The 15,691-nt window shown below is 37.5% G+C and carries 12 protein-coding genes and 1 CRISPR repeat array (1 of these 13 cut by a window edge); of the genes, 1 reads left to right on the top strand and 11 read right to left on the bottom strand.

The genetic code is table 11. The annotated features are described in order from the left end of the window. Positions 1–400: direct repeats of the CRISPR family, unit length 36 nt; unit sequence GTTCTAGTCATCACTGATCTAACAACCATCTAAAAC (it extends 1,814 nt beyond the left edge of the window). A gap of 32 nt (positions 401–432) precedes the next feature. The 5 genes from csn2 to GYM71_RS01760 form a co-directional block, all read right to left on the bottom strand. After that, positions 433–978 (bottom strand): type II-A CRISPR-associated protein Csn2, encoded by a 546-nt coding sequence (gene csn2 / locus GYM71_RS01780; protein WP_244986838.1) that lies wholly within the window; start codon positions 976–978, stop codon positions 433–435. 120 nt (positions 979–1,098) lie between these two features. After that, positions 1,099–1,404, bottom strand: a complete 306-nt coding sequence (gene cas2, locus GYM71_RS01775) for a CRISPR-associated endonuclease Cas2 (RefSeq protein ID WP_220221167.1) — start codon at positions 1,402–1,404, stop codon at positions 1,099–1,101. After that, complete coding sequence (gene cas1 / locus GYM71_RS01770) at positions 1,382–2,293, bottom strand: type II CRISPR-associated endonuclease Cas1 (protein ID WP_220220701.1); 912 nt, start codon at positions 2,291–2,293, stop codon at positions 1,382–1,384. Before cas1 ends, cas2 begins: the two co-directional genes overlap by 23 nt. 230 nt (positions 2,294–2,523) lie before the next feature. Beyond that, a complete protein-coding gene (gene cas9 / locus GYM71_RS01765; protein ID WP_220220700.1) occupies positions 2,524–6,696 on the bottom strand; it encodes a type II CRISPR RNA-guided endonuclease Cas9 in 4,173 nt (1,390 codons plus the stop codon). Positions 6,697–6,819: 123 nt separating this feature from the next. After that, positions 6,820–7,728, bottom strand: coding sequence for an L-lactate dehydrogenase (locus GYM71_RS01760; protein WP_220220699.1), 909 nt, complete (start codon positions 7,726–7,728; stop codon positions 6,820–6,822). Positions 7,729–7,926: 198 nt separating this feature from the next. Here GYM71_RS01760 and GYM71_RS01755 point away from each other — a divergent pair, with 198 nt between their 5' ends. Next, a complete protein-coding gene (locus GYM71_RS01755; protein WP_220220698.1) occupies positions 7,927–8,868 on the top strand; it encodes an aldo/keto reductase in 942 nt (313 codons plus the stop codon). A gap of 59 nt (positions 8,869–8,927) precedes the next feature. Here GYM71_RS01755 and rpoN read toward each other — a convergent pair whose 3' ends face one another. The 6 genes from rpoN to GYM71_RS01725 all read right to left on the bottom strand — a co-directional run bounded on the left by rpoN (position 8,928) and on the right by GYM71_RS01725 (position 15,681). Beyond that, a complete protein-coding gene (gene rpoN / locus GYM71_RS01750; RefSeq protein WP_220220697.1) occupies positions 8,928–10,190 on the bottom strand; it encodes an RNA polymerase factor sigma-54 in 1,263 nt (420 codons plus the stop codon). A 63-nt stretch (positions 10,191–10,253) separates the two neighbouring features. Further along, entirely contained in the window at positions 10,254–11,369 is a 1,116-nt protein-coding gene (locus tag GYM71_RS01745) for a glycoside hydrolase family 172 protein (RefSeq protein WP_220220696.1), read from the bottom strand. Beyond that, positions 11,370–13,520, bottom strand: a complete 2,151-nt coding sequence (locus GYM71_RS01740; RefSeq protein ID WP_220220695.1) for a glucosidase family protein — start codon at positions 13,518–13,520, stop codon at positions 11,370–11,372. Between the two features lies 1 nt (position 13,521). Continuing rightward, positions 13,522–14,349: a PTS system mannose/fructose/sorbose family transporter subunit IID gene (locus tag GYM71_RS01735; protein WP_220220694.1), complete on the bottom strand. Its 828-nt coding sequence runs from the start codon at positions 14,347–14,349 to the stop codon at positions 13,522–13,524. Next, entirely contained in the window at positions 14,346–15,173 is an 828-nt protein-coding gene (locus GYM71_RS01730; RefSeq protein WP_220220693.1) for a PTS sugar transporter subunit IIC, read from the bottom strand. The genes GYM71_RS01735 and GYM71_RS01730 overlap by 4 nt, the downstream gene beginning before the upstream one ends. A 10-nt stretch (positions 15,174–15,183) precedes the next feature. Beyond that, on the bottom strand, positions 15,184–15,681 hold the full coding sequence (locus GYM71_RS01725; RefSeq protein WP_220220692.1) for a PTS sugar transporter subunit IIB: 498 nt from the start codon (positions 15,679–15,681) through the stop codon (positions 15,184–15,186). Between the last annotated feature and the right edge of the window lie 10 nt (positions 15,682–15,691).

The raw sequence follows: 15,691 nt of genomic DNA, 5'->3' as shown, positions 1-15,691 counted from the left end.
AAACACAACTTAATGCAACGTATGCTTATTTAATGTTCTAGTCATCACTGATCTAACAACCATCTAAAACTCAGAAACACAACTAACATGTTCAATACACGTTCTAGTCATCACTGATCTAACAACCATCTAAAACCGCATCATCATCTTCTTCGCTTGCAATGCCGTTCTAGTCATCACTGATCTAACAACCATCTAAAACTGATACGCCCCATTTAGCTAAATAACCCCAGTTCTAGTCATCACTGATCTAACAACCATCTAAAACTGGTGTTCCTAACACTTGTGATAGTGTTGTGTTCTAGTCATCACTGATCTAACAACCATCTAAAACGCTTATCACTATTAGTTAAGTCTTGACAATGTTCTAGTCATCACTGATCTAACAACCATCTAAAACCGATGTTTTATCATCAAATTTTAATGTAGTAGTTAGTACCAGTCGACTAAATCCTCGTCAATGTAATAAAATTGCGCATCCTCGGGAACAACCAAAAAATCCGAAGATGTGAATTCAATTAGAACGACCATTAACTTCATTTGCTTTGCAATCTGTGCTAATTCGGCTAATTCCCGATTATCTAAATAATTTGTAGTATTACAAAACACAGGAACTGTTTTTAAATTACAGTTTTGGTGAATTTTTAGAACTGTTTCAATTATAGCATATGGTTCGTTCAATATGTTCTCATCTAGATGCAAATCTGCCATTTTGAGTAGCTTTTTTAAATCTTCTTCAAAGTTAATTGCTAACGGTAAATCTTCAAGAAGCAGTGAATCAGATAATGCTAATTCTAAATTGCTAAAAGCACAGATTATCTTATTACGCGTGGCTTCGTCTAAGTTAGTAATATAAGTACTAACAATTTTGGTTAAGTATTTTTTAGTAATATCGCTACTTAACAAAGGATCTCCTACCATGTCAAAAGTTTTAGTAACTTCAACTGGATCATAATTGTCGCTCGAACAAATTAGCATTTTATTTTTTTCCTTGAATCCCTTGAATTAAATCGCGGTACACAATTGTACTTCGAGTTGCCAGTATTTTGATTCCAGAATCTGAGAAAACCCATTTCTTATGTGTTAAATATGCTAATATCACAGGATCACCGTCCGATCAGAACTATTACGAACATCATCCACGGGCTTACCGACTAAAAAGTGCATATCATTATACTGCTTTTCCGTAACCATCAATGATTGTACTACTCCGCCATGAGGTAAAAACTTCTTAACCCTACTTTCCAGAAAAGTTGCCGTTTGCCTAGTGACACAAACCCGGGCATAAACAGAAAATTGAATCATTAAAAAGCCCTCATTAAGTAATTTTTGCCGAAACTGACGGTATTCTCTTCGCTGCTGAGCAGTTTCTGTTGGCAAATCAAACATTATCATTAAGCGCATCATTCGGTACCTCATTAGTTAATGCCATCTCCATTTCAGGTAACTCTTTCGTTTTTCCGCTTAAAAAGCACAAGCAGTCATGCACATATTTAGAAATTGCATTCGATAAGATCGTTTTTTTGTTGTTATATTTTATTTCTAAACTCAACAACTCGACTAAACCATATTTAATATCAGGCGTCAGCTGCTTAATCTTTTCATGAGCTTTTACCCAATAATCAACGAATGGACGAAAGGGCTCCATTAAATCCGACGCCAAGTTAAAGCAATTTTCTTCAGAATGATGGTGGATTCCTAGATATGAAAGATACCCATTGACGGCAATCTCACGGTTAAAACTCGCTAATAAAATCGCATAACCATAATCAAGCGCCCCGTTGACCGCGTTATTATCACGACGGACAAAAGTTTTATCAAATAAAGTCATGAAGTATTTCCGTGCAGCAATTGCTTCCCGATTAGTAGTATCATTTAATTCTAGCTGATCAAGCTCATCTTGGACATTTTGCCATTCTAGCTGATAATTTTTTAAAACCGTAATCTGATTAGTAATTTTGCGGTCAACTATTTTTGTCCACAACTTTTCTTTTAACTGTAAATCCCAGTTAAACTGATTGTTCAACTTAGATAAGTTTCTAGCACTAGGATAATAACCAACAGTTTCTACAACTGGCTGGTCTTTTTCATCGACAAAAATCACTTTTGTCTGGTTTTCTGCCAATTTACTAATTAACGCACTGGTGATCACGGCCTGGGTCGTCGAAACTAACAACAAATTAATATCATCTATTGGTATCTGATTAATTCCATCACGCGTTTGAACAACCATCATATTCATCGAATATGTCATCTTCGCATGTTGCGTAATGATCACTGATCTCCATCCCATAATTTCTCCTTGTATATTCTTCAAAAAATGATAAAATAATCTTATCGGGTAGCTCCCGATTGATGATAACTAATCATCACTGATCTAACAACCAGATTTAAAATCAAGCAATGCATTTTTATGCAAAGTTTCAACGCGATATTTTTATCGTCCTGCCTCAGCTCTATAGCGGAGGTTTTTTTATGCACTGAAAAAGGGAACTGACAACCATCAGCTCCCTTTTTTGGCTTTTATAATTTAGAAATTTTGATTCTTTTTTCAAATAAACCTGTTGGTGATTGGAAAATTAACACTGCATCTGGCGTAAGGGTTATACCAGATCCCATTTGCATTTTCCCAAATGGCGTTTTAATTCCTAACTCTTTAAGGTCACCAACCACCATATTGTCATGCAAACCATTTAAAATTTGTTCAAGCATAAATTTCTTTTTGTCTTTTTTTAGAGTAACAAACTTCTCTCTGCCGTTATGAAGGCCTTCTCTGAATTTATTTATATCAAATAATGGAAGGTAGTGATCAACCTTAGTAAGTATTTCATCATAAGCCTTAATTAGCAACCTATCCTGGTCTTCATCTTTGGTAAAGTTATCTGTTACAATACGCATTGTTTCCCAAGATAAAGTTAATTGTTTGGCGTTACTCATATAACTAGAAGAGCTAAGCATAAATTTACGTTCACCATCAAGGACTATTTGCTTATATAAAATATGCCCAGCAACGATGTCAAAGCCTTGTACTCCTCGCTTTGCCTCTCCTTTCTGATCGAACATAACTAGTGGGGTTAAAACTTGCTTCAAGGTTTCGTCATATTTGCCTTGCTTTTGCGCCTTTTTTAATTTAGCCAAAGCACGCATCGGCACGCCGACAACTTTATACGTTGAATCTTTAGCCTTACGGATTCTTACTATTGCCATATATGCATTAGCGTTTCCTGTATAGCCCCCATAAATTTCAGGATCCAGGTCTTTTCCTTTAGGAATTAGGCTACGCGACTTAACAGTATCACGTTCGGTACGTGGAAACACAGACATTTTAAACATCTCCTGATCCTGCGTAGTCGTTTCACGCGAGACCAAAAGATACTTGAAGTTATATGCCCGGCGTAATTTATCAAAGATATCAGGGTGCTTGAGAAAAACTACGCGGTCGCCCTTATCTTCTTTGATTTCTTCGGGTGCTTTTCTTTGATCATTATCCTTTTGTAGTAGTGGCCACAAGAACGTGAATTCTTTAGTATTATTGACAGTATCTTCCTGCAACTTTTTATCTTTGCTAAATTTTTTAAATTGACCGTAAACAAAGTATGGTCGAAGTTTCGGATAGACCTGATAAAGAAAATTACCGCAAATAATGGAGAGATACGCATCAAGTGCATGATGATAGTCATTTACTTCACGACTCTTATAAAGATTAAGCCTCTTACGCAGAGCCGAGTTATCACCCGCGCGAACCGTAATAATTTCAGATTTAGGATAAATATTTTGCAAGATGACTGACACTAGTTTGACAATTTGACTGGTTTCAACCAATTGCCGATTAATAAAACCTGATTTTTGGTACTTATTCAAATTAGCTGGATCAAGTAGCAAGTTGTTCTTTTTGCGATTATTGATGAGTCCCGTTTTTTGCCACATAGACCACATATCTTTAATAGTCATTTTTAACTCTGGTACCCAGTTACCGCCGAATCGCTTAAGTGGTACATCGTCTGATTTTTGTGCGTTGAATTTTTTAGAAGTCAAAACACGATTGTCAAAAGAATCATCTTTAATAAAGCTCTGTGGCAAAATATGGTCAATATCATACCTGGACTCAATGTCATCAATATTGATCCTTTCACCAGTATAAGCATCCCGACCACCCTGAATGAAATAAAGGAAATATTTATCTTGTGCAAGTTTTCTACTAGTAATCGCATTCTTAAGACTATTGGTTAAATCCTTATCGACCAACTCTTTGGCAGTATCTTGGTATGCTTTTAGCAATTTACTTCCTCTTACCTGAGACAATTTTGGATTACTTTCGGGGCTACGAGTAAATTCAATAGCAAACTGCGCGGGCGCTTTGCCACCGGCAGCCTTAACAACATCGTTGACAACCTTAACTACCTGCCTAATGGCTTTCTTATTGGCTGGCGAAGTATACGCATCAGCCAAAATATCTTCAACACCTGTTTTCTTAACGATAACCTGGTTTTCTTGCTCAATCGCATCTTTAAAGTCCGGCTCCATAACAATCTGCATAAAGTTTTTTTGACTATCCCATAACTGAGCCATGATATTCTGGCCGTTTTGATCATGTAAGCCTACTAGTAATTTGCGAGATAATCTGCCCCAGCCTTGCAAGCGCCAATTAGCAATCGCCTTAAATTGGTCATTTGTTAACCAATTAATTTCACGCAATTTTTCTTGATAAATTTTCTTATCTTCAAAAATAGTGGACCACTCGATTATTTTTTCAAAGTCCTTTTCATAATTAGCATCATCAAGTTCTTTATCAAAGACCTTTAAGTTTTTGAGATGGTAATAACTAGACAAGCTAGAATTAAACTTAGTCGGATCGGCTAATCCTTTAATATCATTCGAGCCATAGTTAGTTTGCACCCAGGTAGCGAATTTCTTAGCTGTAACTGTTTTATTCTTTTCAAAAAGTTCCTCGTAAGCTTTCTGCTTCTTGGTTGGACTGAGACGCTTACCATTAATTTTGATATTATTCAGCTCATTCAAAACAGTAAACTTCTGATAGAGTAAACTATTCGCCGGTATAACATCTTCACCAAGAAGGTAAGTATCTTTAAGTGTCATGCGTTTAATAAATTTATTGGCAGATTTTTCTCGATCAACCTTTTCTTCAAAATTCCAAGGCGTAATCTTACCTGCTTCTTTACGCACCATCCAGGCAAAGCTCTTACCTGAAGTTTGCTCCTGCTTATCAGCCGTAATCATTGGACCGACATAATACGGTACTCTAAATCTAACTAACTCATCAAGCTTATATGGGGCCTGTTTTAGGTGCTGCTTCACCGGATTTTTTTCTGCCAAGAATGGATAATATTTGCTTTGCTTAGCAATAATTCGGTCAAGCTCAATTTGGTGCAGCTGAAATGGAATGACACCGTTACTATTTGTGCGCTGCTTTGGCATGAAATTATCAAGCTCAATTTCATGTAGAATTTGTTTAGCTGCATCTGAATCATCGACATTTTTTTGAATTATTTTATAAAAATCATCTTTAGCTAAAACGCCCTTAACCTTTAATTCTTTTTTAGCTTCAAGCAATTTACCATGCCGGTTATTAACGTATAAATCGTAAGCTAAGCCCAATGTCTTGGCTTTTTTCTTATCCGCTTGACTATCAATTGCTTTCTTGAGCAATTGATAATCTTGCGCATGTTTATTATATTTATTTACCATTGACTCAGACAAAGTCTTGCCTTCATCAACAATATTGCTAAGGGTAATTGCACTGAATAATTTTCTAATCTCAGCAATAATTGTTTGTTCTGGCTCTTCTAGTTCTGGGAGTAAAGCCTCAAGTTTATCATCCGCATCTGCATCGGTTAGTTTAAGTTCCCAAGCAGCTTTATCGCTTTTATCAATTTCTTTATCTAAAATCGTTTCAAATTGCGTCTTATAACCCATGATGGCATTAGCAATCTGCTTGGCCACATTTTTAGTAACTTTGTCGGTAGCGTTAGTTAACAAAGCGGAAATTTTCTTAACTTTATCAGCTTTATAGATAGTTCTAGCAGCATCTTCCCCCTTAATAACTGCTTCAACCTCTGCAGCATTGGCTACTTGTAGTTCTATTTGATCATCTTTTTCAGTTACCAAATCACTAAAACAATTATTGAGTTCCTTAATTACCGGCTCTACTTCAATTTTAGAAGCATTAAAATCGTTAACTGACGTATCTTGTAAAAAGTTGCCCCGATACTTAACAATATGATGCATCGCCAAAAAGATTTCACGCAAATCGAACTTTTTGTCCTCTGTCATTAAGGCCTGCCGCAGATGATAAATTGTCGGGTAATCCTTGTAAAAGGCAGCATCTTCTTTGGCAGTTGGAAAAACAATGGCCTCGTACTTCTGATGTTTTTTATCTAATGGCGATACCCAAGATTGATGCAAACGGACAAAAAAGCCCGGATCAACTTCAGCCATTGGCTCCGCGAAGATTTCTTCTAACAAACCTAGTCGCCATTTGCGTCTTTTAAGGCGACGACGTGTAGTCCGAAAGCCGCGCCGGTCAGCAGCAGAGTGCCCTTCTTCAAATAAATGTGAGCCCATTGCCGTCTTACCGCGTAACTTCAAAAGAGTATTTTTCTTATCCGTGACCGCCCAGCCACAGGAATTGGTCCCGATATCGAGTCCTAAAATATAGTCATCCTTAATTTTATTCATATGAGTCTCCTGTAATCACTTTCATTACTATAAGAATACCGCAACTAATTTTCATATGCATCTTATTTTTAAATATAAGCAAAAAATGGCAACTATATAGTCACCATTTCCCCAGAATACTACTTAATCTTGTGATTTTTCCTTAATTGTTGCGGCAGAAGCCTCTAGCAGCTTTTCTTCTTCCTCGGTTAATGATAATTCAACTTGCTGAATTATTCCATCGCGACCAACGATTGCTGGGTATGATAAATAAGTGCCGTACTTTTCCTGGTAATTAGAAACTGGCATCTCAGTGTGGGCGTCACTTTCAATTGTTTCAACCAAACGAGTTACAGCCGCTGAAATACCATAGTTAGTATATTGCTTACCCTTGTAGACAGTTTGACCACCAAATTTAATTTCATCATTTAAGTCTTCCAACTTCCACGATTGTTCTTTAGCCAGCTCCGTAATTGGTTTTTCCAAGACCTTAACTGTCGACCAAGCCGTAAATTGTGAATTACCGTGTTCCCCTAGGTTAAAGCCTTCAACTGAGCGGGGATCAACGTGCAAGCGGGAGCCCACTGCTCGTTTCATCCGTGCAGTGTCGAGCAAGGTACCAGTACCAATGACGTGCTTTTTCGGTAAGCCCGTCAATTCCTGGTACATGCTAGTAATCGCATCAACTGGATTAGTGATTGCAACTAAAATACCATTAAAGCCACTTTCCTTAATTGCGGAAGCAATCGCACCAATTCTTTCTTTATTAAATTTCAATTCCGCAAACCGTTCGCCGCCAGCTTCTAACGCAATATTACCAAAAGCACTAATTATAATATCCGCATCTTTTAAGGCGGAGTAATCATTGATGACAATATTAACGTGGTGCTTTAAGTTAGCCATGGCATCTTGAAAATCTAGTTCATCAGCGGTTACTTTTGCCTTATTTTCATCGATTAAAACCAAATCATCAACTAATCCCGAAATAATTAACTGTTGTGCCACAGTACTCCCAACATGGCCGTCACCGATGATCCCAATCTTATTACTCATAACTTTTCCCTCCTAATTAGACTTTAAGTCTATAAATAAAAATTGTATCTTTTATTATATTACGTTTTTATCTTAAAATAAATTTAACTTTAAAAAAATATTAGTATTTTTAAGAGATGTTTTCAGTAAAAATTAAATTTCACTGTAACGCGCACTTTCCCGCCAGTTTGTCTTATACTAAAAAGCAGGAGGTATAATATGAGACAAATTAAAATTGGCAATACCAACTTCACAGCTTCTGCAATTGCTTTTGGCATTATGCGGATGAATCAATTAAAAGTAGCTGATGCAGTAACGGCTCTTGAAACAGCACATGACTGCGGTATCAACTATATCGACTCTTCTGATATTTATGGACACGGCAAGTCCGAGGAAATTTTTGGTGAAGCTTTGGCAAAGTCTTCACTTAAGCGCGACGACTTTTATATTCAATCTAAGACGGGTATTTATGAAAACGAAGCCCTTGATTATAAAACTACGCGGTACGATTTTTCTAAAAAGCACATCATTGCTGCCGTTGACGGTATTCTTTCGAGAATGAAAATTGATTACTTGGATAGCTTACTACTTCACAGACCTGATGCTTTAATGGATCCAGCAGAAATCGCTGCTGCCTTCGATCAACTGCAACAGGAAGGCAAGGTACGGCACTTTGGTGTCTCCAACTTTAACCCAATGCAAGTTGAATTATTGCAAGCTGGTTTAAGTCAAAAACTATTAATTAATCAACTGCAAGTAAGTGTCATGCATACTGGTCCAATTGATTTTAATATTCACACCAATATGACAGATGCACGCAGCATTGATCATGATCGTGGCATCCTTGATTACTCACGTTTGCGCCACATGACGGTGCAGGCATGGTCACCATTCCAATACGGTCAAATTGAGGGCAACTTCATTGGTAATCCTAAATTCCCTGAAGTTAATGATGCTTTACAAAAAATTGCGGATCAAAAAGGTGTTTCCAAGAATGCCATCGCGGCGGCATGGATTTTGCGTCATCCTGCAATCGACCAAGTAATTATTGGGACAATGACGCCAGCGCATATCGTTGACAGTGCCAAAGGGGCAGATATTCGACTGACCGCACAAGAATGGTACGATATCTACTTAGCAGCTGGTAATGACTTACCTTAAAAATTATTAACAAAAAAGCTTAGTGCTACAGCACTAAGCTTTTTATTTGGGTAAAATTATTAGCTTCTTTTACGGTGATAACTATTAGGTATGCCCAATTTTTTCCGGTATTTTGCAATTACCCGCCGACTCAGCTCTACTCCATGTTTTGCAAAAATGGCAACTAATTGCTGGTCACTTAAGGGTTCAAGACTGTTTTCCGCTTTTACCAATTCTTGTAAATCATATTCAATTCGTTCTTGGGATAAATCCTGTGCCACTTGGCGCGGAAATAACATTTTCAAACTAAAAATCTTATTTTGACACTGGATATATTTGTCTTTAATTGCCCTACTAATCGTACTTGGAGCAAGATCCAACGCCTTTGCGGTTTCCTTAAGACCCAATGGTTTCAACTTTTCTCTTTGCAACGTGATTAAAAAATCATGTTGATACTCCCCCACGTATTTACCAAGACGCAAAATGGTCTGTTGTCGTTGCTCAATTGCGTTTTTTAACTCAAGATACCTCTGTTTTTGTTCCGTAAAATATTGCCGCTCTTTTGCTTGGCCTTTCAATTCTTGAAAGGTCTGCTCATCAAACAATAGCTCTGGAATTTGCGCTTGAAAGGTTTCAATAGTCAGTCGCTGATCTTCTACCTTAAAAATTAAATCTGGTAGTAAGTATTGTGTGTTAGTACCAGTTGTATACTCACTTGCTGGAGCAGGATCCAATGTTTGAATACAAGCTAAGGCATTTTCTAATTGCTTTTCAGAGAATTGCGTAAGTCCCCACTTTTGCGGATCTGCCAGCATTTCTAAGTCATCAGCTAATAAGATCTGTAACGCAACTTGGTCAAAATCCTTTTTTTGTTCTGCCTGGATTAATAAACACTCATTTAAGTCTTTAGCTCCAATTCCGCACGGGTCAAGTGTCTGCAAAAATTCCTTAGCCTTTTGCAGTTCATCAATTGAAAATTCAGCTCCCTGTGCAATTTCAGCCAAGTCGGTTCGTAAATAGCCGTCATCAGCTAGATGATAGATTAAGAGCTTAACTGCCTTTTTAACTTTATTATTCCAGTCACTTAAACGCACCTGTGCTAACAAATGATCGAGTAAGCTCTCACTTTCACTATCCTTAAGCCATTCTAAATTATGACTTTCTTCTTGTGATTTACCTAAGGAAACAAAGGGATCACTTTCGCTTAAGTCTTTCATTGCAGCGACTAAGTCATAAGTACTATAGGATAAAACAGTTAGGTTTTGCTTGAGCTTGGGCGACAAAAAAAGCCGCGTAACTAACTGCTCTTTCGGTTTTAAGACCATTTTTTGCAATCGTGTCATCGGCTTTTTCTCCTTTTTCACAGCCATTATAGCAAACTTCAAGTAACTTTAGTAATAACCCCGTTAACGTGGCCGCAGACTTGTTAATGTTGGTAAGTCCGTTTTGATTCCGGCTGCTTTACTACCATACCAATAGGCAACCGAAGATAAGTCATCACTTCGTTCGAATAAGCCGATATCATCATTGCCAATTTGCTGCAGAGTAACATGAATATTCTGCTTAAATTCAATTGGATCAACTAAATGCCAACGATACAAAGCATTCTGGGGTAATCCATCATTACCAAAGGCATGTGGCGAATTAGGTTTTCCGGTACTAAAATGCTCTCGGGAATGATCAATATTGCTATGATAAGGAAAACCAAGGTAAGGTGTACAAAATGTGGCCATTGATGTTGTGCCATCTTGATTATTCTGGTGAAATGCCCAAGCACCACCAAAATAATCTTCCATTCCGGTAGAAGTCACAGTTGGAAATTCCTGATCATTATCAAGATAAAATTTAAATTCACCTTCACCCCACCAATAGCGCTCTAAAGCCGTTAAGGCAATAAAAGTACCGATATAATAACCATAGTCATTAATCTGTGGCAATAAACTGTAATCTTGTTTAATTTTTGTTTCTCGTTCTCTATTCCAATATGCATGAAAATACAATTTATTCTTTACATCAGTTTCTTCATGCAGTTCATAATTAATTGTATAGAAAAAAGAACGGATATCTTGTTTAAACAAGTTAGTAATCGTGATTTTGGCAGCCTTTTTAAAAGGCATTTCAAAATAGGAGTTCATCCCTCCCGAAGGGGCCACCACAATTGGACAAGAATTTACATTGTAGCGCTCACCAAAACCATTGCAGAAGAAATCACCTAAAGGACAATTAACTGCTGGAACTGTTTCATTATCCCAGTAAATTCGCAAAATTGTATTACGCATAATGAAACTGCCCATTTCTGTATGATCACGAATTGTAAACCAAAGGTGCTTAATAACTCCGGCACCCTTTATCTCAGCAATTGTGACCTCCTCATTTTGCGGTAACGTAATGCTTGCCCTGCCCTTACGTGATTTTCCTAGATTACTAGCCGTCATAGCCGCTTTTCCTTTTTCACCTGTCGGGTTTTCTGGCGTAATTGCCCTAGTTTCAAATGAAGAAAATTCTGTTAAATTGTTGAACATCTATCTAACCTCTGTTTCAAGTTGAATATCTTTACCAACCGTTAGCCGCTCACTTTTAACGGTAGCCGCTTGTTGCGGGCTAAATGTAACTGAAATTGCCTGGGTAAAAGTACCATGAAGGGCTAGCTCCAATTTCTGACTATCCCCATCCTTTTGATAAGCAATATCAATAGTTAAATCATTAGTTAATGGAAAATGCTGCCAGGTAAAACTAGGTACGCATTTCAATGGTGCAAGGCAAAATGTACGTTCAGGCGCATCATATTTGATTCCCAATAGATTTTTTATCATTAATACGCTGAAAGTTCCATCACTCCAACCACATTTACCACAATGATTAAAGCGCACCACATTTTTGCCACTCTTTCCAACTTCATATGGCCACCACCACCAGCTGCCATCTAAATCAGTTAGTTTGGAAAGCAAAGTAATCTCATCATCAAATTTTTGTGACTCATCAACTGTGCCCATAAGTAAAGTAATATAACCAGGAAATGTCGCTTCAGATTGATTTCCCCAAGAAATTCCCTTACTTAAAGAACTGTAGCTAGGATTTTCTGAACTAGCCGCAAATTTTAGGGTATTCAGATAACATTTATCAAGAACATCATTAAAACCATAAAATGGGGCTAAAGTCGTATCAGTTTCTTCACCATCGTGAAATTCCAAATTTATCTGCTGGTTTTTCGTTACACGCGTTAAAAAGTCCAATCCTTGGTCCAAAAGGTCCTTTTCGTATATACGGGCATCAACCGCTAACTTATTACCACCAGGGTTAATTCCTTCTGGAAACTTTTTATTACCTTTTTTGTCTTTGACTAGGCAATATTTCTTAATGTTATTTTTAAGGTCATTAGCCACTTCGGCATAATAAGTTGCTTCTACTTCATCATCCAAAACCTGACGATAAATTTTACTTAAACCACTTAGAGCAGCCCAAAACGCAATTTGTGTTCCCGTATGGAATTTACCCAAAGCAATCCCGTCAGAAAGCCATTCTGATTGTACTAAACCATATTTTTGATCACGATGGGCTATCAGGTAATTAATTACATATAAAATATGTTGCCAAACCTGGGGATGTTGCTTAAGAAATGCAATGTCATTTGTTTGTTGCAAATAAAGAGTCAGTAAAATAGTACTATTTAATGAATTGACAACTGAATGCTGAATACCACCAGCAAATTTGTCACCACGCGGCTTAATTTCAAATTGGGCAAACCACAAAATAATCTTTTTAGCTAGATCATGATCAAAATAAATTGCTGGTAAACTAGCATAAAACATATCGCGTAGCCACGTTCGGTTAATAACCGGACTTGAGCCCCAATTTGCTCCCACTACTTCTCCAGATGTTGAACAGCAAATACTGTTCAGAGCATTGACAGATTTGCGCATAATTAAGGCTGCCAATTTGGGATTATCCTTCATTTCAAGCTTGCCAAATTTACGCTTTGTTTGAATAAATGAAGCAGAAATTATTTGACTTATCGTATCCTTTGAAACATTAAAAGTAGCATTCGGATCCGTTATCACTAACCAGCCACTCTTTTTCGCCAGCACACGCTGATCTTCACTATAATCCAGCTTAAGATGGTGGCGATCTGAATATTTCAGATGATAGCAATTAGGAAAAATAATCTTATCCGCTTTATTCTTACTTTTAATTGCACATAGCTCAATTAGCCCACTAATTGCTTGCCCATTTTTTTGATAAATTGGCAAAAATAGTTGTAAAACATTAGCTGCCGGATAGTGGTGAATAAACCGCGGTATGATATTAAACATCAAATCGTAATCTACTTGGTGGTCGGCACTAGACAGCGATTTTGTTTGTTTAGCTATTTCGACTTCTGTATCAAGATTCTGTTCTTGAACAAAGCCATTTGAAACCCAAGTTCCCGGCTTGTCTTCAGTATAATATGCTTCTCTAAAAAAGCTAATAGACTTTATCTTGCCCGTTGCTGACAGGCTAGCAAGCATTTTTTGATTACTGACTTCAACTGAAAAATCTTGACTAGGAAGCAAGTCACTATAATAACTGCATCGATTAGCAGAAACTTCTTGATCTTCACTAGTTTTTACATTGTAAAACTCATTTAACGGCGTCTGCCAACCGATCTTAATAATATTTTGGATATCATAATTCATCTTAGACTATTCCAATTAATGAAGCGATAACTGATAAAACAACAATTGCAAAGATTAAACTGATAACACCAATCTTTTTGTCCTTTAACAGCTTATAGCAGATTAAAGTGATGGCTACTGGTAACAGGCCCTTAAAGATCTGATCAATCACGGACTGAACATCCATTATCGTTTTTCCGCCCATCGTCCATTTAATTGTTGTCTTAAAAATTACCATCTGGACAGTCATGGCACCGACCATCACTAGGCCTAAAATACTAGCCGCCTTGGTTAATACATTCATCAAGCCATTTTCGTACAGCTTTTTAACGTAACTAGAACCTAATGAATAGCCTAAAAAGCCGCCGTAATAACGAATAATATAGTTAGGAATGTTAAACATTACCAAAAAGATAATCGGTGCAAGGAAATTACCATTTTGAGCAAAATTAATAGCTAAAGCGGCACAAACTGCCCGCCAGACTCCCCAGAATAAGGAATCGCCGATACCCGCTAATGGTCCCATTAAACTAGTTTTAACCGCATTAATAGAATCAGCATTAAAGTTGGGCTCTTTACTATTTTCTTTTTCCATTGAGGCCGCAATCCCCATGACAAATGTTGACATTGGAACAGTTGTACTAAAGTATGCCGTTTCCCGTTCTAAGGCCTTACGTCTTCCCGCTTCATCATGCTTGTAAAATTTGTTAATAAATGGCATTAACGAGAAGCAGAAACCGCCACCGCCCATTAAAACGGGGTTAACGGAAATATACATTGTTGAGGAGCGCCAAAACATGCTCCGAATCATTTTCTTTTCATCTTTAGATAAATCTTGTGTCAATTTCATGCGAAGAAGTCCTCCTCTTCCTGACTAAACGTCTTTTTGGCCGACTGATCAGCTTGATTATTAGCCGAAGCAGCGGGTCTGTTTTTAGCAAGTTTAATTTCACTCATGTCACGTTCAGCAATTGCTACGGCGACAATTGCTGCAATAACTGCTATTGCCATTAAAGGCAATTTTAGGTAAGCCATAAGAACAACACCCAAGAAGTAATATTGGGCCAATTTGTTATCCCATAATAACAGAAGCAACATTGCCATCCCGACTGCTGGAAGTAAATTACCTGCAACCGTTAAACCGTTCATAATCGACTTAGGGATAGCTTGCAATGCAATTTGAACAGCCTTTGATCCAAATAAAACTGCAAAAAATGGAATTAATGAATATAGGCCATAGTGTAAAAACCATAAGCCAAAGTGCAAGCCAACCATTTTCTTGTCTTCCCCTTTTCTAGCAAATTTAGCAAAAAGAGGAGCGAATGGCCCAATTACAAAGGATAAAATCATATTCAAGAATTGTAGACCAAGAACAGCCAGTGGGAAGGCCAAAGTAATATTGGCTCCCATATTACCGGACTGAATAGTGAACACAGTTGCCAAAGCCGCAGCTAATGCTGGCTCGGCCGTACTAGAAATACCAATATTGACAACCCCCATAAAGATTGTTTCTACTGACGCACCGACAAGTAAGCCTGTGTGAATATCTCCCAGTAAAAAGCCCAATAAGGGTGCAACAACAATTGGCCTGCTAAGCATGGCATTACCAAAAAATTCATGGCCAGCCGTGCCTACAAAAACCGCTATTGCAGTCATTAAAGCATCATAAAACATTATTTACCTCCTACTTATCAATTTTCTGCAAAACTTCTTTACCCGAATGCTTTTCCATATTTGGAGTGCCTTGGAAATAAGTATCTGGATATTCCTCTACCAATTTTCTTAGGTAGTCAATCTCATCTGGTGACAAGCGAACTTCCTTTGTTAAAGTTATTTCGTCACCCTTTGCCCCCATTTTGCCGGCGTTGCCGATATTGACCTGCTCAGGTTTTTCATTAACGCCATCGGCAATTGTCAAAGCATCCTTAACGGTTGTTGTAATGACTAACAGACGCATTTGTTTAGAGCGTTCATCATTTAATAATTCAATTGCATTATCAACTGATAGGACAATTGTCTTTAATTCTGACGGGGCTGCCATTTTAAGCATCATTTTTTGCATGTCATCTGCTGCCGCCTTATCATTGGCAACAACAATGCCTTTAATCTTTAGGGCCTTACTCCAACTCATTGAAATTTGACCATGTATTAATCTTTCATCTACTCTGAGAGCTGCAATCATTGTTCATTCT

The sequence above is a fragment of the Lactobacillus panisapium genome (assembly GCF_019469265.1).
Taxonomy (GTDB): Bacteria; Bacillota; Bacilli; order Lactobacillales; family Lactobacillaceae; genus Lactobacillus; species Lactobacillus panisapium.
Note: the sequence above shows the minus strand (reverse complement) of the source record. Positions and strands in the feature narration are given on the sequence as shown.